The sequence below is a fragment of the Achromobacter anxifer genome (genome assembly GCF_903652925.1).
Taxonomy (GTDB): Bacteria; Pseudomonadota; Gammaproteobacteria; order Burkholderiales; family Burkholderiaceae_B; genus Achromobacter; species Achromobacter anxifer.
Genome location: NZ_CAHLAR010000004.1, coordinates 143,991 through 168,014 on the forward strand (window position 1 = coordinate 143,991; position 24,024 = coordinate 168,014).

At 67.4% G+C, this 24,024-nt stretch carries 22 protein-coding genes; 17 read left to right on the plus strand and 5 right to left on the minus strand.

What is annotated here, in order from left to right; genetic code table 11:
- Window positions 1-131 precede the first annotated feature (131 nt).
- Genes HWY37_RS13725 through HWY37_RS13745 form a run of 5 tightly spaced genes read left to right on the plus strand, consistent with a single transcriptional unit; the run spans window position 132 to window position 5,212 of the window.
- The gene (locus HWY37_RS13725) at window positions 132-1,310 is read left to right on the plus strand and encodes an acyl-CoA dehydrogenase family protein (protein ID WP_175205520.1); all 1,179 of its coding nucleotides are present in this window, start codon (window positions 132-134) and stop codon (window positions 1,308-1,310) included.
- Entirely contained in the window at window positions 1,307-1,990 is a 684-nt protein-coding gene (locus HWY37_RS13730; RefSeq protein WP_176088865.1) for a TetR/AcrR family transcriptional regulator, read from the plus strand. Before HWY37_RS13725 ends, HWY37_RS13730 begins: the two co-directional genes overlap by 4 nt.
- A complete protein-coding gene (locus tag HWY37_RS13735; RefSeq protein WP_175205522.1) occupies window positions 1,983-3,038 on the plus strand; it encodes a hypothetical protein in 1,056 nt (351 codons plus the stop codon). The genes HWY37_RS13730 and HWY37_RS13735 overlap by 8 nt, the downstream gene beginning before the upstream one ends.
- Window positions 3,039-3,063: 25 nt before the next feature.
- Window positions 3,064-4,206, plus strand: coding sequence for a CaiB/BaiF CoA transferase family protein (locus HWY37_RS13740; RefSeq protein WP_175205523.1), 1,143 nt, complete (start codon window positions 3,064-3,066; stop codon window positions 4,204-4,206).
- A 40-nt stretch (window positions 4,207-4,246) separates the two neighbouring features.
- Window positions 4,247-5,212 (plus strand): Bug family tripartite tricarboxylate transporter substrate binding protein, encoded by a 966-nt coding sequence (locus HWY37_RS13745; RefSeq protein ID WP_175205524.1) that lies wholly within the window; start codon window positions 4,247-4,249, stop codon window positions 5,210-5,212.
- A 20-nt stretch (window positions 5,213-5,232) separates the two neighbouring features.
- On the opposite strand, the gene HWY37_RS13750 is transcribed toward HWY37_RS13745, so the two are convergent.
- Together HWY37_RS13750 and HWY37_RS13755 are read right to left on the minus strand one after the other, a co-directional pair.
- Window positions 5,233-6,114: a hypothetical protein gene (locus HWY37_RS13750; protein ID WP_175205525.1), complete on the minus strand. Its 882-nt coding sequence runs from the start codon at window positions 6,112-6,114 to the stop codon at window positions 5,233-5,235.
- Window positions 6,115-6,543: 429 nt separating this feature from the next.
- Entirely contained in the window at window positions 6,544-7,530 is a 987-nt protein-coding gene (locus HWY37_RS13755; RefSeq protein ID WP_175205526.1) for a Bug family tripartite tricarboxylate transporter substrate binding protein, read from the minus strand.
- Between the two features lie 555 nt (window positions 7,531-8,085).
- Here HWY37_RS13755 and HWY37_RS13760 point away from each other — a divergent pair.
- The 10 genes from HWY37_RS13760 (at window position 8,086) to HWY37_RS13805 (ending at window position 17,161) form a co-directional block, all read left to right on the plus strand.
- A complete protein-coding gene (locus HWY37_RS13760) occupies window positions 8,086-11,001 on the plus strand; it encodes a monovalent cation/H+ antiporter subunit A (protein WP_176088866.1) in 2,916 nt (971 codons plus the stop codon).
- A complete protein-coding gene (locus tag HWY37_RS13765; RefSeq protein WP_175205528.1) occupies window positions 11,001-11,345 on the plus strand; it encodes a Na+/H+ antiporter subunit C in 345 nt (114 codons plus the stop codon). The genes HWY37_RS13760 and HWY37_RS13765 overlap by 1 nt, the downstream gene beginning before the upstream one ends.
- Window positions 11,342-12,973 carry a monovalent cation/H+ antiporter subunit D gene (locus HWY37_RS13770; RefSeq protein ID WP_175205529.1) on the plus strand — a complete coding sequence of 544 codons (1,632 nt, stop codon included), beginning with the start codon at window positions 11,342-11,344 and terminating at the stop codon, window positions 12,971-12,973. Before HWY37_RS13765 ends, HWY37_RS13770 begins: the two co-directional genes overlap by 4 nt.
- The gene (locus HWY37_RS13775; RefSeq protein WP_175205530.1) at window positions 12,973-13,455 is read left to right on the plus strand and encodes a Na+/H+ antiporter subunit E; all 483 of its coding nucleotides are present in this window, start codon (window positions 12,973-12,975) and stop codon (window positions 13,453-13,455) included. The genes HWY37_RS13770 and HWY37_RS13775 overlap by 1 nt, the downstream gene beginning before the upstream one ends.
- Window positions 13,452-13,733, plus strand: a complete 282-nt coding sequence (locus HWY37_RS13780; protein WP_175205531.1) for a K+/H+ antiporter subunit F — start codon at window positions 13,452-13,454, stop codon at window positions 13,731-13,733. The genes HWY37_RS13775 and HWY37_RS13780 overlap by 4 nt, the downstream gene beginning before the upstream one ends.
- Window positions 13,730-14,071 (plus strand): monovalent cation/H(+) antiporter subunit G, encoded by a 342-nt coding sequence (gene mnhG / locus HWY37_RS13785; RefSeq protein WP_175205532.1) that lies wholly within the window; start codon window positions 13,730-13,732, stop codon window positions 14,069-14,071. Before HWY37_RS13780 ends, mnhG begins: the two co-directional genes overlap by 4 nt.
- Before the next feature lie 123 nt (window positions 14,072-14,194).
- Window positions 14,195-14,671: a hypothetical protein gene (locus tag HWY37_RS13790; RefSeq protein ID WP_176088867.1), complete on the plus strand. Its 477-nt coding sequence runs from the start codon at window positions 14,195-14,197 to the stop codon at window positions 14,669-14,671.
- Between the two features lie 108 nt (window positions 14,672-14,779).
- Window positions 14,780-15,628 (plus strand): HAD family hydrolase, encoded by an 849-nt coding sequence (locus HWY37_RS13795; protein WP_175205534.1) that lies wholly within the window; start codon window positions 14,780-14,782, stop codon window positions 15,626-15,628.
- Between the two features lie 10 nt (window positions 15,629-15,638).
- Window positions 15,639-16,130, plus strand: coding sequence for a tRNA adenosine(34) deaminase TadA (tadA, locus tag HWY37_RS13800; protein WP_175205535.1), 492 nt, complete (start codon window positions 15,639-15,641; stop codon window positions 16,128-16,130).
- Window positions 16,127-17,161 (plus strand): LD-carboxypeptidase, encoded by a 1,035-nt coding sequence (locus HWY37_RS13805; protein WP_175205536.1) that lies wholly within the window; start codon window positions 16,127-16,129, stop codon window positions 17,159-17,161. Before tadA ends, HWY37_RS13805 begins: the two co-directional genes overlap by 4 nt.
- Window positions 17,162-17,211: 50 nt before the next feature.
- On the opposite strand, the gene HWY37_RS13810 is transcribed toward HWY37_RS13805, so the two are convergent.
- From HWY37_RS13810 to HWY37_RS13820, 3 genes are read right to left on the minus strand one after another with little or no spacing between them, the layout of a single operon-like run.
- Window positions 17,212-18,780 (minus strand): M48 family metalloprotease, encoded by a 1,569-nt coding sequence (locus HWY37_RS13810; RefSeq protein ID WP_176088868.1) that lies wholly within the window; start codon window positions 18,778-18,780, stop codon window positions 17,212-17,214.
- Between the two features lie 7 nt (window positions 18,781-18,787).
- Window positions 18,788-19,150, minus strand: coding sequence for a hypothetical protein (locus HWY37_RS13815; RefSeq protein WP_175205538.1), 363 nt, complete (start codon window positions 19,148-19,150; stop codon window positions 18,788-18,790).
- A gap of 6 nt (window positions 19,151-19,156) precedes the next feature.
- Window positions 19,157-20,758, minus strand: coding sequence for a CHASE2 domain-containing protein (locus tag HWY37_RS13820; RefSeq protein WP_175205539.1), 1,602 nt, complete (start codon window positions 20,756-20,758; stop codon window positions 19,157-19,159).
- A gap of 212 nt (window positions 20,759-20,970) precedes the next feature.
- On the opposite strand from HWY37_RS13820, the gene HWY37_RS13825 reads away from it, so the two are divergent.
- Both HWY37_RS13825 and HWY37_RS13830 read left to right on the plus strand, forming a co-directional pair.
- Window positions 20,971-22,575 carry an ABC-F family ATPase gene (locus HWY37_RS13825; RefSeq protein ID WP_175205540.1) on the plus strand — a complete coding sequence of 535 codons (1,605 nt, stop codon included), beginning with the start codon at window positions 20,971-20,973 and terminating at the stop codon, window positions 22,573-22,575.
- A 157-nt stretch (window positions 22,576-22,732) separates the two neighbouring features.
- On the plus strand, window positions 22,733-23,959 hold the full coding sequence (locus HWY37_RS13830) for an MFS transporter (RefSeq protein ID WP_176088869.1): 1,227 nt from the start codon (window positions 22,733-22,735) through the stop codon (window positions 23,957-23,959).
- Window positions 23,960-24,024: the final 65 nt, after the last annotated feature.

Here is a 24,024-nt window from a genome sequence, read left to right on the forward strand (position 1 = left end):
TGAACGAGCTTGAGCTCGTTCACGGGCTGCATATTCACGGCGGGTTTTCCCCAGGTATCGAAGAAAAATACCAAGTAGTATGTTCTCATCCAGCCAATTAAATACTGATTAGTATGTTGCAGGAGACAAGCATGTCCGTGATCTGGAATCCCTCCTTGAACCCCCAGGAAAGCGCCTGGCGGGACAAGGCCGCCGCCCTGACTGCGTTGGCATTTGCGCCCGCTGCGGCCGCCATAGACCGGGATCAACGTTATCCGGTGGAGCACCTGGCGCCCTTGCGGGAGAGCGGTATTTCGGGTTTGTTCATTCCGGCCGAGTACGGCGGCTCGGGCGCCTCGCTGACCTCGCTGGTCACGGTGGTGGAAACCGTGGCCCAGGGGTGCGCGTCCACGGCCGCCATCCTGGCGGCCCTGTCGCTGGGCGCGTTCCCGGTCATCCTGGGCGGCTCGGCCGCGCAGAAGGAGGCGCTGCTCGGCGGCCTGGCGCGGCATGGCCACGCGGTCAATTTCGCGCTGAGCGAGCGCGGGGCGGGTTCGGACGCCGGTGCCTTGGCGACGACGGCGACGCCTGAAGGCGAGGGCTGGCGCATCCGGGGCGAAAAATGCTGGCTGGGCAACGGCGGCCATTCGCGCCACTTCATCGTCTTCGCCCGCACGGGAGAGCCCGGCGCGCGCAACAACATCAGCGCATTCGTGGTCGACCGCGACGCGCCCGGCGTGGTGGTCGACCACTACGAAGACAAGATGGGCATACGCGGCACGACCACCACCAACCTGAAGCTGGACACCTGGGTGGGCGCGGACAGCGTCGTCGGCAAAGTGGGGGAGGGCCTGAAGCTCGCCCTGGCGACCCTGAGCATCGGGCGCGTCGTGGTTGCGGCGCAGGCCAATGGCATTGCCTTGTGCAGCTATGCCGAAGCGGCGGACTTCGCGGTGCAGCGCCAGACCTTTGGCCGCAGCATCATCGACCACCAGGGCGTGGGCTTCAAGCTGGCGGACGCGGCGACCGCGCTGTCGTCGTCGCGGATGATGACCTATGAGGCCGCGCGCGCCTACGACGCCGGGCAGGACATCGGCACCTTGGGCGCCATGGCCAAGCTCCTGGCCAGCGAGACCTCGCACAGCGTGGTGGACGACGCGATGCAGATCCTGGCCGGGCGCGGCTACGTCAAGCCCAGCACGGTGGAACGCTGCTACCGCGACCAGCGCATCACGGAAATCTACGAAGGCACGTCCGAGATCCAGCGCGTGGTGCTGGCCCGCGCCATCAAGAAGAGCGCCCATGCCGGCGCGCAAGCGGAGGCGGCATGAAAGCCAAGACCGCCATTCCCTACGAAGAGATGCCGCTGCGGCAGGTGGAATTGCTGGATGCGGCGGCGCATGCCTTCACCGAAATGGGCTTCGCGGCCACGACCATCGATTCGGTTGCCGACCAGATCGGCGTCACCAAGGGCAGCGTCTATTACTACTACCGCAGCAAGACCGACCTGTTCTTCGCCGTGCACCGGCGCGCCATGCAGCTGAACCTGGATACGGTGACGCCGCTGGCGGAGGACGCCAGCGCTTCGCCCTCGCAGCGTTTGTGGAACATGGCGCATGCGCACACGCATCTGATGATGGAGCACCTGCCATACCAGCGCGTCACGGTGCAGGGGGTGGAGCTGCATCTGGCCGGGCGCACCACGGCGGGGCAGCGGGCGGAACTGGAAGATCTGGTGCGGCAGCGCGACCGCTACGAGTCGTTGTTCCGCGCCGTGATCGAGGCCGGCATGGCGGCGGGCGACTTCCGGCGCGGCGTGCCGGCCCTGTTGGTCAAGCCGCTGCTGGGCGCGTTGAACTGGACCACCATGTGGTATCGCCCCAGGGTCGGCGAAACCCAGGCGGACCGCGAAGCCATCGCCCGCGACATCGCCGATTTCGCCGTCGCGTCCATGCAATCCTTGCTGCCCGGCGTCGTGGCAGTGCCGACCGGAGCGAACCGCCATGCATGAACAGCAAACCGAGGAGCGCGGTTGGCGCGCGGTCTCCGAGTGGTATCACGCCTATTTCACGGGCATCGTCCTGTCCGCCGTGACCCGCCGCGGCACGGCGCGCGCGGCGGAACTGGTGTACGAGATCTTTTGCCGCCAGCGCAACGAGCGTTTCCTGCCGGGCCTGCAAAAGCTGGGGATCGCGCATCTGCCGCCGGCGGTAGCGGCAGCCCAGTATCACTATCTGTCCAACCATATCGGCGGCGTGGCGGTGCAGTACATGCCCGAGTCCGAGCGCAAGGCCTGGATACGCTACTCGGCGCCGCGCTGGATCTGGTCCGGCACCGCGCTGTGCGCGATTCCGTCGGAAGTGTCGCGCGCCATGCTGGCCGGGTGGCATGCGCAGAACGGCGTGTCGCTCAACAATCCGCGCCTGGGTTTCGTGTGCACCAAGCAGGCCGTCGACGGCCAGTCGGGCCTGGAAGGCTATTACTACGAATACGACCGCGACCTGCAGCCGCATGAACGCCTGCGTTTCAGCCGCAGCGAGGATGCGCCCGATTTCGATCCCGCCGCCGCGCCCACGCTGCCTACCGCCGATTGGCCCGCGACGCGCCTGGCCAAGGCCAGCCGCAACTACGCCATGGAGTATGTGCGCAGCGCCTTGCCGGTCGCGGTGAATCTGTGGGGACCGCAGGAAGCGGCCAGCCTGCTGCATCTGACGGGACGCATGATAGGCATGCAGTTCTATCACGAGACGGCGCGCGCGCTGGGCGTGGAGCAGGGGACCGGCGCCTCGCAGTTCGGCCGTTTCATGGCGGCGCTGGCACAGGCGCAAGGCGACGCGTGCGAACTGAGCGAAACGCCGGAAGGCGTGCGCGTGACGCAAAGCGGCTGGAACCTGATGGACGGCGTGGCCGACGCGCATCCCTGCCTGGCACAGGCCTGGAATGGCTTGCTGGAGGGGGCGCTGGACGCCCACAACCACCGGCTCGCGCTCAGCATGAGCGCCAGGACAGGCGGGCAAGGCCGCGAATTCAGCTGGCTCATCGCTCGCGCCCAGGCCTGAGCCTCGATACGGAAAGGAGACAGACATGCATAACAGCGATGCAGGCGGCGCGCTGGCCGGCCTGCGCGTGATCGACGCGTCGCGCGTCCTGGCCGGGCCGTTTTGCGGCCAGATGCTGGGAGATCACGGCGCCGACGTCATCAAGATCGAATCGCCGGAGGGCGATGAATGCCGCGGCTTCGGCCCGCCGTTCGTGGATGGCAGTTCGGCCTACTTCCGCGCGGTCAACCGGAACAAGCGCAGCATGGTGCTGGACCTGAACAGCGAGACCGGCCGCGAGACGTTCTGGCAGTTGCTGGAGACGGCCGACGTGCTGATCGAGAACTTCAAGGCCAGCACGCTGCGCGCCTGGGGCGTGGCCGAGCCCGCCGCCATCACCGAGCGCTTCCCGCGCCTGGTTCATTGCCGCATCACGGGCTTCGGCGACGACGGCCCCTTGGGCGAGTTGCCGGGCTACGACGCCGCGGTGCAATCGATGGCGGGTCTGCTCAGCATCAATGGCGAAGCGGGCGGAGAACCGCTGCGGCTGGGCGTGCCGGTGGTCGACCTCACCACCGGCATGAACGCCGCGATTGCCGTGCTGCTGGCCTTGCAGGCCCGCCACCGCACCGGCCGCGGGCAGATGGCGGACGTGTGCCTCTACGATTCCGCCGTGTCGGTGGCGCATCCGTTCATGGCCAACTACCTGGCGTCGGGCAACACGCCGCGGCCCAGCGGCAACGGGCACCCCAACATCGTGCCCTACAACGTCTACCAGACCCGCACATGTCCGCTATTCATCGCGGTCGCCAACGACAGGCTGTTCGCCAAGCTGTGCGCGCAGCTCGGCCTGGCCGCAATGGCGCAGGACGAGCGCTACAAGTCCAACGGCCAGCGCGTGGTGAACCGCGAGGCCGTCGATGCTGCGCTGGCCCAGGCGTTCGCGCAGGTCGACGGTGAGGCGTTCGGCAAGCAGCTGCTGGCGCAGAACGTGCCCGCCGCGCCGATTCTCGACATGGCGGCGGTGGCGGCCGCCGCGCATACCGAGCATCGCCAGATGGTGGTGCGGCGCGACGATTACCACGGTCCGGGCATACCGATAAAGCTGTCAGGCACGCCCGCGGCCATCCGCCGGGGACCGCCGCGGCTGGGCGAAATGAATGCCACGACACCGCCGTCAGAGCGGTAGCGCAACCCAAGCAGTACCCATAAAACCAGGAGACAACACCATGAAAACCATAAGACACGCGCTGTTGGCGTGCGCCGTGCTGGGCGCGTCCGTGCACGGGGTAGCGCAAGCCGACGCCTATCCCGGCGACAAGCCCATCAAGATCGTCGCCGCCTTTTCGCCCGGAAGCGCCACCGATACCAGCGCCCGCATCATCGCGGAAGAGCTGCGCCGCGACCTGAAGGCCAACGTCATCGTCGAGAACCGACCGGGCGCCCAGGGCCTGATCGGCACCGAATACGCGGTGCGCTCGCCGGGCGACGGCTACACGCTGACGATCTCCAGCAGCTCGCTCAATTCCATCAATCCGGGCCTGTTCAAGAATCTGCCGTATGACCCGCAGAAGGACTTCAGCCACGTATCCCGCCTGACCACCATGCCGATGCTGCTGATGGTGCGGGCGGACAGCCCGTACACGGACCTGGCCACGTTCGTGAAGAAGGCTGGCTCGGGTTCCCTGAACTACGGCTACGGTTCGCCGGGAGGGCAGGTCAGCGCGGCCGCCTTCAACCGCATCGCCGGCGTGCGCGCCGAAGGGGTGCCATACAAGAGCCAGCCGCCGGCGCTGACGGACCTGGCGGGCGGCCAGGTCGACTACGTGATGGCCGACCTGTCCGTGGCGATGCCGCTGTTGCGCGGCGGAAAGTTGCGGGCGCTGGCCATCAGCACCGAACGCCGGCTGCCGGACCTGCCTGATGTTCCGACTTTCGCCGAGACCGGCTACCAGGCGTTCGACCTGGTGGTCTGGGTTGGTCTGGCGGGTCCGGCCGGAATTCCTCAGCCCGTGCTGGAGCGCTTGAACAAGGCCGTGAACGAGGCCTTGGCGCGTCCGGAGGTGCAGCAGAAGTTCGCAGCCCTGGGCATGACGGTGGCGCCGAACACGCAGGCGCAGCAGCAGGAGTTCGTGCAGGCGCAGCTGGGCACCTGGGGCAGGCGCATGCAGGAAGCGAACATCAAGCCGGAATAGTTGCCGCGGGCGCGGGGCGCCTAGGCGTAGGCCGCCCCGTCCTGGCCGTCCCAGTGTCCGCTGACCAGCTGTTGCGGCCGGGTCTGCGCCACCACCCGGGCGCAGGCGGACCAGGCGTCCAGACGGACGCTCAGGCCGGCGTAGATGCCGTGGCCCGCGCCGGCCTCGATGATGCCTTCGGCTTGCACGCCTTCGCCGGCGCGGATCGAGCCTTCGGCGCGGATGTCCTCGCCGGCGATCAGGCCCCAGCCCGAGGCGAGATGATCGCCGCAGTGGATGGAGCCGCCGGCCTGGATGCCGCAGGCCGCGTCTATTTCCTTCTCGGCGCGCACTTCGCCGCCGGCCTTGATGCCCTGGCCGCATTTGATGGCGCCTTGCGTTTGCACGTCCTGCCCGGCATGCAGGTGACCCGTCACGGCCAGGTCCTGGCCGGCGCAGATGTCCCACTTGGCGCGGACGTTGCCGGCGCAGTCCAGGCGCGTGGCGGTCTCGATGCCCCATTCGGCGCTGACGTCGCCGCCCGCGCGCAGGTTGCCGCCGCTGGCGAGGTTGGCGCCGGCCGTGATGTTTTCGCCCGCCTGGATGGTTTCGCCGGCGCGGATGCCGCCGCCGGTGATGATGCTGCGGCCGGCGCGCACCACGCTGTCGACGTTGATGCCCATGCGCACTTCCAGGGTGCCGGCGAAGACGATGGCGTTGGCGTCGACGGCGTCCAGCCGCAGCACGGCGTCGGTCGGGCCGAACTGGTCCAGCAGCCAGCAGGCGTCGCTGACGCGGCCGTCAGCGACCAAGGCGTCAAGCACGGCCTGGTAGTCTCCTTGGCCGTTGTGGTCGCGGATGAACCATTTGTAGCCGCCCGCGCAGGGGTTCTTGGCTTTGACGAATTTCTTGGTGAGTTGCATGGCGCTGGTGAAAGGTCGGTGCGTGGCTTCGCCGCAAGCCTGCGGCGGCTTGCGGAGCAATGGACGAGACGCGTAGCCCGGCCACGCGGCAGGGCGTCTGCCAGCAGGCGCGAGACTGAGGCGCGCGCGGATGTGCGCGGTCAGCCGGCGGCGGCCGGTACAGGAATCAGAAAGGGGACACGCCGGCGATTAGCCGGGCTTGGAGCGGGCGTAGGCGGAGCGCGCGGCGACTTCCTGCGAGCTCAACAGGGTCGAGCGCAGGGCGCAAAGCGCGCAGGCGGCGCAGGAGAGGGGGGAAAGATGGGATCGCACGGTCGCACATGCTACCACCGGAGCGATCGTAGTCAAGCAAAAGCCGGCCCGCAAAGCAGGCCGGCTGTCGTGGAAGCGCCGGTTTCCGGAATGGGCCGGCGCAAGCTCCGCGGGCTATCAGTTGGTCGACTGGATGTTGCGTTCCTTGGCGATGCGCTGGCGCAGCTCCAGTTCGCGCTTGATCTGGGCGGCGTATTCGGCCGGCGTGTTGCCGTCCACCAGCGAGCCGCCGTCGGCCAGGCGCTGCACGATCTTCGGATCCTTGAGCGCCTTGACGGTGGCGTCATGGATGCGGTCGATCACCGTCTGCGGCGTGCCGGCGGGCGCGACCAGGCCGTACCAGGCCATGTTGTCCATCTCCGGCAGACCGCCTTCGGCGAAGGTGGGCACGTCCGGCAGCGCAGGCAGGCGCTTGGGCGCGGCCACGGCCAGGGCGCGCAGCTTGCCGGCCTGGATGTGGGGCATGGACGAGGGCAGGTTGTCGAACTGGGCGTTGACCTGGCCGGCGATCACGTCGTTGAGCGCCGGGCCGGAGCCGCGGTAGGGCACGTGCACCATGTCGGTCTTGGTCAGCGACTTGAACAGTTCGCCGTCCAGGTGGCCGATGCCGCCCGCGCCCGAGGACGCGTAGCTGTACTTGCCGGGATTGGCTTTCAGCAGGGCGATGAACTCGGCCAGCGACTTGGCGGGCACGGCCGGGTTCACGGTCAGCACGTTGGGCACGTTCACCATATTGGTGATGGGGGCGAAGTCCGTCAGCGGGTTGTACGGGTTCTTGGGGTTGGTGGCCGGGTTGGTGGCCATGGTGCTGACGGTGGCGACGCCCAGGGTGTAACCGTCGGGCGTGGAGCGCGCCAGGGCGTCGGCGCCGATGGAGCCGCCGCCGCCGCCGCGGTTTTCCACGATGACGGGCTGGCCGAGTTCGCGGCCCAGGCCGTCGGCGACGACGCGCGCGACGATGTCGGTGGTGCCGCCGGCGGCGAAGGGAACGATCAGCCGGATCGGCTTGTTGGGGTAGGGGTCGGCCGCGTGAGCGGCGGTACTAAAGCAGACGCCTGCGATTGCGGCGGCCAGGACGGCCTTGGCTTGGGACAGCACGGTCAAGAGTCTTCTCCATATTTATTGAATGTCCGACCCGGCCGGCTTCTATGGCCGGCGTCGGTGAAACGCGCCTGGCTCGGATGCTGGCCAGGCCGGCGTTTCGTGGCAGTCATTCGACACAGGAAATTTCCGCCGGTCAACCTGGAGAGACCCCTTATTGCCTGGGGTTATTTTTCTGTGGCGATTTTGTCCGAAGAAGACGGAAATAGAAGAAAAAAATCAATGCTGACAAAGAGATGAACGGGTTGGGGAATATTTCAATTGCGCAAGGATTGCGCATCGAACATGCCGTCATCGGCCTTGTACACACATAAATCTCTGCATAACTTACAAGAATCTGATATTTTCCGTATGAGATTCTTGGCCGGTCTTGCAAGAAAGCTATTGCGTTTGTTTCTGTCTGCGCCGTTCAATGGCGTTGGTTGATGCCCCCCGCGGGGCAACGTGTAGTGCAGCGACGCACCGGTCCAGGGTTCCGTCCGTTTTTCAATCCCCGGTCTGTTTCGTCTTTCGCTGCCTTGCGCTGGCGGGAGGGGGCCCGGACATTCTCGGAACGCCATGTCGCTGATCCTGATCCTCGCTCTGCCGTTCGCCGGCAGTCTGTGCGCCGCGCTGCTGCCATCCAACGCCCGCAATGCCGAGGCCTGGTTGGCGGGTCTCATCGCCCTGGCCTGTGCGATTCTGGTTGGCAGCCTCTATCCGGAAGTCGCCAACGGCGGCGTGGTCCGTTACGACCTGCCCTGGGCGCCGGCCCTGGGCCTGCAGTTCACCCTGAGGATGGACGGTTACGCCTGGTTGTTCGCGCTGATCGTCTCCGGCATGGGGGCGCTGGTAGTGCTGTATGCGCGCTATTACATGTCGCCCGAAGACCCGGTGCCGCGCTTTTTCTCCTTTTTCCAGGCCTTCATGGCCGCGATGCTCGGCGTGGTGCTGTCGGGCAACCTGATCCAGCTGGTCATGTTCTGGGAAATGACCAGCCTGGCGTCCTTCATGCTGATCGCCTACTGGCATCACCGCCTGGACGCCCGCCGCGGCGCGCGCATGGCGCTGACCGTCACGGGCGGGGGCGGGCTGTGCCTGCTGGCCGGGGTGCTGATCCTGGGCCACATCGTCGGCAGCTACGACATGGACCGGGTGCTGGCGGCGGGCGACCTGGTGCGCGCCGACCCCTGGTATCCGGCCGTGCTGATCCTGGTGGCGCTGGGCGCGCTGACCAAGAGCGCGCAGTTTCCCTTCCATTTCTGGCTGCCCAACGCCATGGCGGCCCCCACGCCCGTGTCCGCCTACCTGCATTCGGCCACCATGGTGAAGGCCGGGGTGTTCCTGCTGGCGCGCTTCTGGCCGGTGCTGTCCGGCACCGATGAATGGTTCTGGATCATCGGCGGGGCGGGGCTGATCACGCTGGTGCTGGGCGCCTATGCCGCCATCTTCCAGCAGGACATGAAGGGCGTGCTGGCGTATTCCACCATCAGCCATCTGGGGCTGATCACGCTGTTGCTGGGCCTGAACAGCACGCTGGCCCTGGTCGCCGCCATCTTCCACATGATCAACCATGCCACGTTCAAGGCCTCGCTCTTCATGGCGGCCGGTATCGTGGACCATGAAACCGGCACGCGCGACCTGAGCCGGCTGTCCGGCCTCTATAAGGCCATGCCCATCACCGCCACCCTGGCGATGGTGGCGGCCGCTTCCATGGCCGGGGTGCCGCTGCTCAACGGCTTCCTGTCCAAGGAAATGTTCTTCGCCGAGACCACCTTCATCAGCGGCGACCGCATCATGGAGATAGGCCTGCCGCTGGTGGCGACCATCGCGGGCGCGTTCAGCGTGGCCTATTCGCTGCGCTTCATCCTGCAGGTGTTCTTCGGCCCTCCCGCCACCGACCTGCCGCGCGCGCCGCACGAGCCTCCGCGCTGGATGCTGTTCCCCAGCGCCTTGCTGGTGGCCATCTGCCTGCTGGTGGGCGTGCTGCCCGGCATCACGGTCGGCCCGTTCCTGGCGACCGCGGCCCAGAGCATCCTGGGCCAGGGCATGCCGGAATACAGCCTGGCAGTCTGGCACGGAGTGAACCTGCCGCTGGTCATGAGCCTGGTCGCGACCACGGCCGGCATCCTGCTCTACCTGGCCTTGCGCGCGCATCAGCGCGCCAATCCGGGCAGGGTGCCTTTCATCTACCGCCTGGACGGCCGCCGCAGCTTCGAGGCGCTCTTGGACGGCTCCAGCGTGGCCGCCGCCTGGCTGCTGCGCTGGCTGGCGTCCTCGCGCCTGCAGGTGCAGATGCTGCTGATCGTGCTGGGCACGCTGTTCGTGGCCTGGCTGCCGCTGCGCGGCGGCGGCTGGCTGGACGGCGCCGGCCGCATGACCCCGATAGATCCCGCCTTCGCGCTGCTGTGGCTGGTGGGCGCGGGCTGCGCGCTGGCCGCGGCCTACCAGGCCAAGTACCACCGCCTGGCCTCGCTGGCGCTGGCGGGCGGCGCCGGGCTGATCACCTGCCTGACCTTCGTCTGGTTCTCGGCGCCCGACCTGGCGCTGACCCAGCTGTCGGTCGAGGTCGTGACCCTGGTGCTGTTGCTGCTGGGCCTGCGCTGGCTGCCGCGGCGCATCGCGCAGGACGAGGACGAAGGCCTGAAGGCCACGCTGCAGGCCCGCGGACGCCGCCTGCGCGACCTGCTGATGGCGGCAGCGGCCGGCACCGGCATGGCGGCGCTGGCCTACGCGGTGCTGGTACGTCCGCAAGGCGAGACCATTTCTTCCTACTTCGTGGACCGCGCGCTGCCCGACGGCGGCGGCACCAACGTGGTCAACGTGATCCTGGTGGACTTCCGCGGCTTCGATACCTTCGGCGAGATCACGGTGCTGGGCATCGTGGCGCTAACGGTCTACGCGCTGCTGCGCCGCTTCCGCCCGGCCACCGAAAGCGCGGACCTGCCGCGCCAGCAGCTCGACCAGGACGGCGGCGTGCCCGCCGCGCCGGACATCAAGTCGCTGGTGCCAGCGGGCTCGATGATGGTGCCCACGGTGCTGGTGCGCCTGTTGCTGCCTACCGCCGCGCTGATATCCGTGTACTTCCTGCTGCGCGGCCACAATCAGCCGGGCGGTGGCTTCGTGGGCGGGCTGATCTTCGCCACCGCCGTCATCCTGCAATACATGGTCGGCGGCGTGTACTGGGTGGAATCGCGCAGCCGCCTCAATCCGCAGCACTGGATCGGCATGGGCCTGCTGTTCGCGGGCGCGGCGGCGGTGACCGCCTGGCTTGCCTACAAGCCGTTCCTGGCGGCGCTGTCCTGGGACATCGCGCTGCCGCTGGTCGGCCATGTGCATCTGTCCAGCGTGCTGCTGTTCGATCTGGGCGTCTACATGCTGGTGGTGGGCGCCACCGTGCTGGTGCTGGTGGCGCTGGCTCACCAATCGCTGCGCGCGCAACGCAAGGCAGCCGTCGAGATCCAGGCGGCCGCCGCTCAAACAGGGGAAGCCTGATGGAATTGATATACGCCATCGCTATCGGAATCTTGGCGGGCTCGGGCGTCTGGCTGCTGCTGCGGCCCCGCACGTTCCAGTTCATCATGGGGCTGTCGCTGGTTTCCTATGCGGTGAACCTCTTCATCTTCGGCATGGGCCGGCTGACCTCGGGCCGTCCGCCCGTGGTCGATCCGGCCGTGGCCCATGACCCTTCCTGGTATGCGGATCCGCTGCCGCAGGCGCTGGTGCTGACGGCCATCGTGATCGGCTTCGCCACCACCGCGCTGTTCCTGGTTGTGCTGCTGGCCTCGCGTGGCCTCACGGGTACCGACCACGTTGATGGACGGGAGTCCCAATCTTGAGTTTCTGGCTGCAACATCTTCCCGTATTGCCCATCGTCACTCCGCTCGTCGCGGGCGCGGCGATGCTCCTGTTGGCCGATACCCGCCGCTACACCCGCGGCGCGATCGCGCTGGCCTCCACCGTGGCCCAGCTGGCCGCGGCCATCGCCTTGCTGGTGGTCGCGGGCGGCGGCGTGCCGGGCGTCTGGCAGGATGGGGTAGGGGTCTATCTGGTGGGCGATTGGCCCGCGCCTTTCGGCATCGTGCTGGTGGTCGACCGCCTGGCTGCCGTGATGCTGACCTTGACCGCGACCCTGGGCCTGGCCACGTTGATCTATGCCCTGGCGCGCTGGGACCGGGCCGGCGTGCACTTCCATTCGCTGTTCCAGTTCCTGTTGATGGGCCTGAACGGCGCCTTCCTCACGGGCGACCTGTTCAACCTGTTCGTGTTCTTCGAGGTGCTGCTGGCCGCGTCCTACGGCCTGCTGCTGCACGGTTCCGGCGTGGCGCGCGTCAGCGCCGGCCTGCAGTACATCGCCGTGAACCTGGTGGCGTCGTTCCTGCTGCTGATCAGCATCGCGCTGATCTACGGCGTGACGGGCACGCTGAACATGGCGGACCTGGCCGTGCGCGCCGGCAACCTGACGGGCGCGGACCGCATGCTGTTCGAGGCGGGCGCGGCCATCCTGGGCGTGGCCTTCCTGGTGAAGGCGGGCGCCTGGCCGCTGAACTTCTGGCTGGTCAAGGGCTATGGCTCGGCGGGCGCGCCGATCGCGGCCATGTTCTCCATCATGACCAAGGTCGGCATCTATGCGCTGCTGCGCATTGGTTCCTTGCTACTGCCCACCGGCGCGCCGGCGGCCTTCAGCCTGGACTGGATGTTCGCGGCCGGCCTGGCCACGCTGCTGTTCGGCGGCCTGGGCCTGCTGGCGACCCAGCAGCTGGAAAAGATGGTTGGCTACTGCGTGATCGTGTCCGCCGGCACGCTGCTGACCGCGCTGGGCATGCCGGGCGTGACGCTGACCGGCCCGGCGTTGTTCTATCTGATCAGCTCGGTGCTGACCACGGGCGCCTTCTTCCTGCTGGCCGAACTGATCGAACGCACCCGCAGTTTCGGCGCCAACGTGCTGGCCGTGACGCTGGACGCGTTCGACCTGGACGATCCAGCCTCGGTCAACCGTTCCGACGACGTGGTGGGCGTGGCCATTCCTGCGGCCATGGCCTTCCTGGGCCTGGCCTTCATCTGTTGCGCCTTGCTGGTGACCGGCCTGCCGCCCCTGTCGGGTTTCGTCGCGAAGCTGTCGCTGCTGTCCGCCGCGGTGTCGGCGGCCAACGAATCGGTCGTGCCGATGGACGCATGGATATTGGTGGCGGCCGTGCTGGTTTCCGGCCTGGCCGGCATCATTGGCCTGGGTCGCACCGGCATCCGCGTGTTCTGGGCCAGCGATGACCGCAGCACGCCGCGCCTGCGGCTGATCGAAGCCGGGCCGGTGGCGGTATTGCTGCTGCTGTGCGTGGGCCTGGCGGCCGGCGCGGGCCCGGTGTCGGCCTACCTGGACGACGCGGCCCGCTCGCTCGATCAGCCCAAGTCGTACATCGACGCCGTCATGTCCGCGCAAACCGTGCGCGGCCTCAAGGGGGGAAGCTGATGCGCCGCCTCTACTTCCTGTTCCTGCCGGTCTACCTGTTCGTCCTGTGGCTGGTGCTGAATGAAAGCCTGTCCGCGGGCCAGATCGCGCTGGGCGTCGCGCTCGCGCTTTGGTTCACCTGGGCCGCGTCGCGGCTGCGGCCACTGAAGGCGCGGCCGCGCCGGCTGTGGAAGGCCGTGCCGCTGTTCCTGCATGTGACCGCCGACATCATCAAATCCAATATCGCCGTGGCCCGGCTGATCCTGAATCCGCGCCGCAACGATTTTTCGCCCGGGTTCATCATGATCCCGCTGACCATGCGCGACCCGCATGGCCTGGCGATGCTGGCCTGCATCGTCACGTACACGCCGGGCACCGTCTGGGTGACCCTGACCGACGACCACTGCCTGAAGCTGCACGTGCTGGACCTGCAGAACGAAGGCGACTGGATCAAGCTGGTCCAGGAGCGCTACGAGCGCCCGCTGATGGAGATTTTCGAATGAACGACATACTTTTCTGGGCGGCTTCCTTCGCCTTGATCTGCTTTGCGCTGGGCATGGTGTTCGCCGCCATCCGCCTGCTGCGCGGCCCGACCGCCCAGGATCGCGTCTTGGCGCTGGACACGCTGTACATCAACGGCATGCTGACCATGCTGGTGTTCGGCATCCGCTCCGGCACCTCGGTCTATTTCGATATCGCGCTGCTGATCGCCTTGTTCGGCTTCGTCGGCTCCACCGCGATGGCCCGTTTCCTGCTGCGCGGCGAGGTGATCGAGCCATGATGGAAACCCAGATTCCGCTGTGGGCCGGCATACCGGCCAGCATCCTGCTGGTGCTCGGCGGCCTGCTCGCGCTGACCGGTTCGGCCGGCCTGCTGCGCTTTCGCACCTTCTACGCTCGCATCCACGCGCCGACCCTGGGCAACACGATGGGCTGCGGCTGCGTGCTGGCCGCTTCCATCCTGGTCTTTTCGGCGCTGTCGGCGCGGCCCGTGTTTCATGAAGTGATCATCACGCTGCTGCTGATTGTGTCTTCGCCCGTGACGGCCATGCTGCTGATGCGCGCGGCGACTTACCGCAACCGGCTGAGCGAGGAAGATGCCGAGCGCGATGCGCGCTAGGACGTGCTTGCTGCGCCGCGCCAATTGAAACTTCGTCTTACGATTTCACGTCGCTGGACATGTAGCCGAAGCGTCATCGTGGGATAGTGGGTAACGGTTCAAACAACTTTCAAGGAGCTGGCCATGAATACTCGACCCTTGCATATCAACCGCCTCGCGGCGACGCTTTGCGCTGCAGGCCTGATGCTGGCCGCCGGAGCGGCCCACGCGGCAGGTGCGACCGGCAGCAGCTCAGTCCAGTCCCAGTACCAACAGGACGTGGCGGCCTGCAAAAGCGGCGCCACCGGCCAGGACCAGGCGGCCTGCATGCGCGAAGCCGGCGCGGCCCGCCAGGAAGCCAGCCGCAACAACCTGAAGGACGGCAGCACCGACCAGCTGCAGCAGAACATGCTGGACCGCTGCAATCGCCTGCCTGCCGATTCGCGCCAGGACTGCGTGACGCAGATGACCTCGCCCACCAATGTGCGCGGCAGCGTGCAGGGCGGCGGCGTGCTGCGTGAAACGGTCATCCAGGTGCCGGCCGACAGCGTGGCGCCGGCCGCAGGCGCGCCGGGCATGGCGCCGGGCGCGGCGCCGATGACCGCGCCGGTCCGTCAGTAAACAAGCAGCCGGGCAGGGCGGTTTCCGCCCGCTGCGTTTCCGGCAATCAGGGGCGACAGCCGCCAAATCAGGCAAAATGGCGGCTGTCGCCCCTTTTCACGCATATTCATGTCCGACGTCATCGCCCTGATTTTCGATTTCGACGACACGCTGGCCTCGGACAGCACGTCCGGCTTCCTGGAAAGCATAGGCGTGGACACGGCTTCCTTCTGGAAGGACCAGGTCGACCCCTTGCTGTCGCAACAGGATTGGGACCCCGTGCCCGCCTACCTGTACCAGATGATCCAGCTGTCGCAGTCCGGCAAGCACGGCCTCATCACGCAGCAGCGCCTGAAGGACTGGGGCGCCCGGCTGGAACTGCACGACGGCGTGCCCACGCTGTTCCAGCGGTTGCGCGCCGCGGTGCGGGCCGAGCAGCCGCAGGTGCAGCTGGAGTTCTACCTGATCTCCAGCGGCATCGGCGACGTGGTCCGTTCCACGCCCATCGCGCATGAGTTCACCGAGATCTGGGCTTCCGAATTCATTTACGGCGACGACGGCGGCATCGCCTTCCCGCGCCGCATCGTCAGCTTCACCGACAAGACCCGCTACCTGTTCCACATCCAGAAGGGCATCATCGGCCGCGATTTCCGCAACAAGCCCTTCGAGGTCAACCGCAAGGTGCCGGAAGACCGCTTGCGCGTGCCGTTCGACCAGATGGTGTTCGTCGGCGACGGCTACACCGACATCCCGTGTTTTTCGCTGATCCGCCGCGCCGGCGGCTTTGCTTTCGGCGTGTGGGACCCCAAGCACCGCGACAAGCGCAGCCGCGCCTGGGGCTTCATCGAGGAAGGCCGGGTGTCGAATTTGAACCAGGCGCGCTACGATGAACAGGCCGAACTCTACCAATGGTTGGAAGAGGCCGTGACCAGCCTGGCCGGCCGCATCGCGCTGAAATCCCGGGTGTACCGTGGTTGAGCCTACTCCCATGGCGGCGGTTCCGCCCTGGACCGCGCAGGACGCCAGCTTCATGGAATTGGCGCTGGCAGAGGCCCAGGCGGCCTACGACATCGGCGAGGTGCCGGTGGGCGCGCTGGTGGTGTCCGCCCAGGGCGAGATCCTGGGGCGCGGCTACAACCGCACCATCATCGACCACGACCCGACCGCCCACGCCGAGATCGTTGCTTTGCGCAGCGCCGCGCGCGCGCTTGAAAACTATCGCCTGCCGGGCATTACCGTGTACGTCACGCTGGAGCCCTGCGTCATGTGCATAGGCGCCATGCTGCACGCGCGGCTTGCCCGCGTGGTGTTCGGCGCGTACGACCCCAAGACCGGGGCCTGCGGCAGCGTGCTGGACGTGGGCTCGGTCCCCAAACTCAATCACCACACTTCAGTCACCGGCGGCGTGCTGGCGGAACCTTGCGGCGACCTGCTGCGCCGGTTCTTCCGCCAACGCCGCAGCAAGGAATCCGTAGCATGAGCAAATCCCAAGGCGCCAAGCCGCGCGGCGCGAAAGCGGCCGCCTATGGCCATGACCACGATCACGAGCATGGCCACGCTGGCCACGAATGCGATGAGGACTGCGGGCACGACCACAGCCACGCGCACGTGCTGCCGGACGCCCGCGGCATCTATCTGATCTCGCCGTCGTCCGCGGTGCGCGATCCGGCCACCCTGGACCTGGCGCGCGCGCGCCTGGAGCAGCAGGGCTTCAAGACGGCCCTGGACCGCACCGCGCTGGCGCAGCACCAGCGCTTTGCCGGCACCGACGCGCAGCGGCTGGCCAGCCTGACGCGCGCCGCCAAACAGAAGCTGCCCATCGTCATGGTGACGCGCGGCGGCTACGGCATGGGCCGGCTGCTGCCTGCCATCGACTGGAAGGCCATGGCCGACAGCGGCAAGCGCTTCGTGGGCATGAGCGACTTCACCGCCTTCAACCTGGGCCTGCTGGCGCAGACCGGCGCGGTCAGCTATACCGGCGCCACCGCCGTGGCCGACTTCGGCGGCAAGAAGGTCGACGACCTGACCGAGGCCCTGTTCGGCGAGGTCATGCGCGGCGAGCTGGAAATCCTCAGCTTCGAGACCCAGGACGCCGACGCGGTGGATTGCCGCGGCATTCTGTGGGGCGGCAACCTCGCCATGCTGACGTCGCTGCTGGGCACGCCCTACATGCCCAAGGTGCGCGGCGGCATCCTGTTCCTGGAAGACGTGGCGGAACATCCCTACCGTATCGAGCGCATGCTGATCCAGCTGGCGCAGGCCGGCATCCTGGGCAAGCAGAAGGCCATCTTGCTGGGCCGCTTCTCGGACTACAAGCTGGCGCCGCACGACAACGGCTATGACCTGCACGAAGTGGTGGCCTGGCTGCGCAAGACGGTCAAGGTGCCGGTGGTTACCGGCCTGCCTTACGGGCACGTGGCGACCAAGGCCACCTTGCCGATTGGACAGAAAGTGGGCCTGGCCACCGAGAAGGGCATGGCGCACCTGGTGCTCGACGAGCACACGCACTGACGCGGCGGGGCGGCGGGCCCGCCGCCCGCGCCGCCCCGTGTTCCGCGGATCTACTTGAACAGCTTGTCGACCAGCGATTGCGCCTTCTGCTCGCTGCGCCGCTCGGCCTCGGCCTGCTCGGCGGGAGATTGGGCGGCCTTGCCGCATTCCGCCGCATAGCTGGCAAAGCGCGACGCGCATTCCTGCGCCAGCTTGCGCGCCTGGTCCCAACCCTGGGTCTGGCCATAGAAGCGGATGGCCTCGGGCCAGGCTAGCGCCGAATTCCTGAAGTATCCGAACCCCTGATCCATCACCTTGGAAGCCGGCGCCGACTGGCCCGCGCCCAGCAGGTTGTTGGCGCGCAGCACATAGACCTGCCAGGCGCGGTCGTTCTCGGAGGCCAGGTTGCGGTCCAGCAGGGTGGAGCCGCGCGCGCCGGCTTCCGCCTGGGCCATGCTCAGGGTGAGCAGCGGCAGCGCGTGCGTGGCGCTAGGTCCGGAGGCCGCCTGGGCGGCGAGCTTGCGGGCGCGCGGGTAGTCCTGCGCCTGCAAGGCCTGCTGCGCTTCGCCGGCGGTCTTGTAGTTCTTCAGCAGGGCGGCGGTGCGGCGCTGCGCGCGGGCCTTGTTCCAGGGCGCGGCGGCGGCGGGCGGGCGCGGCTTGCCGGCCATCAAGGGCATGACCTGTTCCGTCAGCGAGGCCAGGCGCGCGCCGGTATCGGGGTGGCTGACCGTGATCTTCTTCCAGAGGTCGTCCAGGCCGGTGCGCAAGCCCTCGCTGGCGCCGGCCACGCCGGAATTCAGGGAAGCCTGCAATTCGGTCAGCGGCGCGATGTTGTTGCCCTTGGCCGCTTCCTGCTTGCGGGTGTTGTCGGCTGCGGCCTGCTTGATCTGTTCCAGCATGCGCTGGCGTTCCTCGGCCTGGGTCTTGGCGTTCTCGCTTTCCCAGGTGGCCTGGCGCTCCAGGAATGCCTTGAAACCTTGCGTGTACGAGTAGCCCAGTTCCAGGCTGATGGTGGCGCCGAAGCGGTCCGCGTTCTCTTCCTGCTGCCGGCCCCAGGCGGGCACCAGCACGTTCTTGCCCAGCGTGTACGAGGCGATCACGCTATTGACCGGACTCCAGCCCGTGGCGCTGCCGGCCTTGCGGGCCAGGGCCACGCCCACCGCGGCCAGCGTCGCGACCTGGTCGCCGGCGGCATTGACCGATTCCATCTGGTGGTAGTCCAGATAGACGTGGCCGAACTCGTGCGACAGGATGGCGACGATCTCGTCTTCCGATTCGGCCGAGGAAAGCCAGCCCATCGATAGGTAGATGTTGCCGGCGCCGGTGCTGTAGGCCTCCAGCGCCGATGACGAGGTCACGTGGACCGCGCCCGGCCACCCGGGCACGCCCGCCGCGGTCTTGATGCGGGCAAGCAGGCCATTGAGATAGGCCTCCATTTCCGGCATGACCACCAGGCCCATGCCCTGGGCGCGCTGGTTGCGCGCGTCCTGGCTGGCGTCGGGCCATTGCCGGTCGGCGGGCGGCGGCGGCAACTGGCCGGCGGTGACGGAAAAGCCCTTGCCTCCGGGCAAGGTGGAGCAGGCGGTCAGGAACAGCGCGCCCGAGATGGCGGCCAGGCGCAGGATGTGGGCGGATCGCATCGGCGGCTCAGCGGCAGACGTTTTCGCCGGCGCCGGCGGTCGAGCCCGTGGGCGGCGGCACGCCCTTGATCACCGGGCCGCATTGCGCGGCGGAGCCCCGCGCAATGCGCACGTGCATGCTGTCCACCCAGTAGTCCTTGCCGTCCACCTTGACGTGATAGAACTCGTTGGCTTCCTCCAGCACGGGCCAGGGCATGCCCTGGCCGTCGGACTTCGCCGCGGGCGTGCCGCCATCGGACTTGGCATACAGGGGCAGGGGCTTGATATTGAGGCCGACGATGGCGTCCGCGGCGTCGGCCGCCGAGGCGCCGGCGCCATACAGCGCCAGCGCGGCGGCCAGGGCGGAAATCAGGGAGGAGGGCTTGGGCATGCGTTTCTACTCCTGGTGTGAGCGGGCGGCGGCCGGTTCCCGCGCCGGGGGCGCTGGAGCCGGCTCGGAAGCCGCAGCCGGTTTGCTGAAAAGGAATGCGGTGGCGCGATTGGTCCAGCCCAGCCAGTGGGCGGCCAGGGCCATGATGGCCAGGTCGACGATGGGCAGGGTGCCCACGTTCAGCCAGCGCTGCGCGAGCAACACGATGTACAGCACGATCAGCGAGGACAGGACGATGGCGGCAGCCTTGCGCAACACGAGAAGGAAGGCGATGCACAGCTTGGCGGCCAGCCAGCGCGCCAGCCACTTGCGCGCGGCGGCGTCGCGCAACAGGGCGGGCATGCGCCTGGCCTGTGCTTTCCAGCCGGCGCCCGCGGGAGCGGCAGCCGGCGCGGGCATGTCGGGCAAATTCGAAAAGAGCTTCCATTCCGAGGGCGGCGCCAGCAGTCGGCCGCCCCATTTGGTGCCGCGGCGCAGCCATTGCGCCAGCCAATGCAGGAAATGGGCCAGCATGACCACCGGAATGCCCAGCAGCCACAGGACGTTGGGCGGCCAGATTTCCCATTCCATGGCGCGCTTGTAGTCGTTCTGGTAGGTCAGCAGGTTGTCCAGGGCCATGGCGTGCATGAACACGCCGGGGATCGAGTCGTGCACCGGCGACAGCACGGTGTCGTTGAAGCCGCTGAGGGCCGCGCCGATCATCACGTAGCGGCCCGTGAGCATGTCGGCCAGGCGGCTGCCGTCGGCGTCGGGCGCGCGCAGTTCGGACAGGGTGAGGGCGCGGGTATAGGGGCAGATGGGCTTTGTCGCGTCGGGGCCGTCGATCAGCGTGCGCACATAGGATGGCAGCATTTCCGCATAGCCGCCGCGCGCCTGGCGGCAGTCGGGGCTGAAGCGGCGCTGGTCCAGGTTGTTGACGCCCCAGGTCAGGGCCATGGCTTCTTCCGTGCGCGCGATGGGCACGCCTGCCGCGTCCTGGGCGATGGCCAGCGCCGCGCTGCGCGCGTGTTCGCCGGACCATAGCGGATAGCTCCACACCAGCCGGTCGACCTTGCTGGGGGTGTAGCGCACGTCGACCATGGTGAAGCAGGGCTTTTCGCCCTCGGCCGCGGCCAGGCCGGAGCGCAGGCGCAGGTTGCCGTCGGCGTCGGGCAGGGCGGCGAGGAACACGGGGATGTTGGCGTCGCGCAGTTCGCACAGCGCGGCCGCCAGGTCCGGCAGCGTGGGGTCGTCGCGCTCGCGGCCGAAGGTGATGTCGAGGAAGATGGCCTTGGGCTTGTGGATCAGGCCGATGTTGCGCAACCAGCGCGCATGGGTCCGGTAGGGCACCGGCCAGGCGCCTTTCTGCTGGTCCAGCGAGTCGTCATCGATCAGGACGACGGTGGTGTCGTTGCGGTGCGCGATGTCGTAGTGGCCGCCGACCAGGCGGGCCTGGAGTCGCGCCGCCGCGTAGGTGAGCAGGTCGGAGCTGGGAGTGAGCCGGGGCGTCGCCCACAGCATCACGATCGCCACGATGGCGGCAACGATCAGCGAGCGGCCGTAGGAAAGCTCGACTTTTTCGGAGGAGTGGTTCGCGTCTGCCACGAAACGGGGGAAGGAGGGTTGCAACAGCCTTCCCGGCCGGGTCGGCCGTAGGCGCTATGTGCCTTCAATAGTACCCCAATTAATACAAATATTTACGTTATGACATCAAATGGCATGTCGCATTTCCAGATGATTCAGCCGGCATTCAGCCCGCCCTGGAAGAGAGTCGCCGATGCTTGGTACACTATCGGGTTTCTCCGCATGCGTCCCCGGACGCCTAAAGACTCAAACATACCGTGATCTCCACCGCCAATCTCACCATCCAGTTCGGTCCCAAACCCCTTTTCGAGAACGTCAGCGTCAAGTTCGGGGAAGGCAACCGCTACGGGCTGATCGGGGCCAACGGTTCCGGCAAGTCGACCTTCATGAAGATCATCGGCGGCGACCTGGAACCCTCGGCGGGCAACGTGTCGCTGGAGCCGGGTGTGCGCCTGGGCAAGCTGCGCCAGGACCAGTTCGCATTCGAAGACCTGCGCGTCCTGGACGTGGTCATGATGGGCCACACCGAGATGTGGGCCGCCATGTCCGAGCGCGACGCCATCTACGCGAATCCGGAAGCGACCGAAGACGACTACATGCGCGCGGCTGACCTGGAAGCCAAGTTCGCCGAGTACGACGGCTACACCGCCGAAGCCCGCGCCGGCGAACTGCTGCTGGGCCTGGAAATCGCGGTCGACCAGCACAACCTGCCCATGCGCGAAGTGGCGCCGGGCTGGAAGCTGCGCGTGCTGCTGGCGCAAGCCCTGTTCTCGAATCCGGACGTGCTGCTGCTGGACGAACCGACCAACAACCTGGATATCAACACCATCCGTTGGCTGGAAAACGTGCTCAACAGCTACCAGAGCACGATGATCATCATCAGCCACGACCGCCACTTCCTGAACCAGGTGTGCACGCACATGGCCGACGTGGACTACGGCGAGATCCGCATTTACCCGGGCAACTACGACGACTACATGCTGGCGTCGACCCAGGCCCGCGAGCGCCTGGTGGCCAACAACGCCAAGGCCAAGGAACGCGTCGCCGAACTGCAGGACTTCGTGCGCCGCTTCGCCGCCAACAAGTCCAAGTCGCGCCAGGCCACCTCGCGCCTGAAGCAGATCGACCGCATCAAGGCCGACCAGGTCGTGGTCAAGCCCTCGTCGCGCCAGAACCCGTATATCCGCTTCGAACAGAACAAGGTCATGCACCGCCTGGCGGTCACGGTCGAGAACCTGTCCAAGGCCTACGACGCGCCCGTCATCCGCAAGTTCTCGGCCATGGTCGACGCGGGCGAGAAGATCGCCATCATCGGTGCCAACGGCGTGGGCAAGACGACCTTGCTGCGTCTCCTGGCGACCGACCTGCAGCCCGATTCGGGCGAAGTGAAGTGGTCCGAAAACGCCGACCTCGGCTACATGGCCCAGGACGTGTCGGACCAGTTCCTGCAGACCGACATCAATTTGCTGGACTGGATGGGCGACCATCGCCAGCCGGGCGACGACGACCAGTCGATCCGCTCCGTGCTGGGCCGTCTGCTGTTCTCGGCGGACGACCTGCCCAAGGCGCCCAAAGTGCTGTCCGGCGGCGAAAAGAACCGCATGACCTTCGGCCGCCTGATGCTGGGCCGGCACAACGTCATGCTGCTCGACGAGCCGACCAACCACCTGGACATGGAATCGATCGAGTCGCTGCAGTTCGCGCTGGAAAAGTACGAAGGCACGCTGGTGTTCGTGTCCCATGACCGCGAATTCGTGTCCGGCCTGGCCACGCGCGTGATCGAAATCCTGCCCACGGGCGAGATCGTCGACTACCGCGGTGGCTACGAAGACTACCTGACCTCGCGCGGCATCGACGCCTGAGGTTCATGATCTGCCGGCGCGGCGCCTCTGACGGGGTGCCGCGTTTTCTTTTGCGGACGGAAACTCGCGAGCCGCATTCAGCGGGCTGCAATCTCGCCCGCGATATCATCCGGGTAAACCCTGGTGCCAGTCCGGCCAGGCATCCACTCCGTTTCCCATGTCTCCCACACCGCACACCGCGCCTGATGGCGCGCGCATCGGCGCGTTCACGCTGACGTTCCGCATCGTAGCCATCGCCTTCTTCACGTTCATCTGCTATCTGGCCATCGGCCTGCCGCTGGCGGTGCTGCCCGGCTACGTGCACGACAAGCTGGGCTACGGCTCCGTGCTGGCGGGGCTGGCGATCAGCGTGCAGTACGCCGCCACCTTGCTCAGCCGGTCGCATGCCGGGCGCATGGCGGACACGGTGGGGCCGAAGCAGACGGTCGTGATCGGCATGGCGGCCTGCGCCGCCAGCGGGGTGTTTCTGTTGCTGGCCTATGCCTTCGAGCGCAGCGCCTGGCTCAGCCTGGCCGCCATCATCGTCAGCCGGCTGGCCCTGGGCTTTGGCGAAAGCTGGGTGGGCACGGGCTCGGCCACCTGGGCCATCGCCCGCGTGGGGCCGCTGCATACGGCGCGCGTCATTTCGTGGAATGGCATCTGCACCTATGGCGGCCTGGCGCTGGGCGCGCCGTTGGGCGTGTACCTGGAGACCAAATGGAGCATGGGCGCCCTGGGCGGCGCGGTACTGCTGCTGGGGCTGGCCGGCCTGGGCATGGCGGTCTTGCGGGCTCCGGTGGCCATTGTTGGCGGCCACCGGATGGCGTTCAAGAGCGTGGTGCTGCGCGTGTTCCCGCATGGCATGGCGCTGGGCCTGGGCTCGGTGGGGTTCGGCACCCTGGCGGCGTTCGTGGCGCTGTACTACGCCAGCTTTTCCTGGGACGGCGCGGCGCATGCGCTGAGCGCGTTCGGTTGCGCCTTCATCGGCGTGCGCCTGCTGTTCGCCGGCACGATCACGCGCTTCGGCGGGTTCCGGGTCGCGCAGGTGTCGTTCCTGGTGGAGGCGGCCGGCTTGCTGTTGCTGTGGCTGGCGCCCAACCCGGGGGCGGCGCTGCTGGGCGCCGCGCTGACGGGTTGCGGCTTCGCTTTGGTGTTTCCGGCGATCGGCGTCGAGGCGGTGGCGCGGGTGCCGGCGGGCAGCCGGGGCGCGGCGCTGGGGGCGTATTCCGCCTTCCTGGACCTCGCCCTGGGTGTCACCGGTCCCATCGCCGGCTATATCTCTGGCGGCTTTGGCTTTCCGGCCATCTTCCTGGCCGCCGCCATTTCGGTGCTGGCAGGGGGGCTGATCGCCTTCGGCCTGCAGCGCCATTCGGCACGACAGGCGGCCCGCGCATCGGCCGCATGATTGTTATTACTAAAAGAAGTTAAGACATTCAATATTGATAGTTTGGATTCATATAACGAATTGTT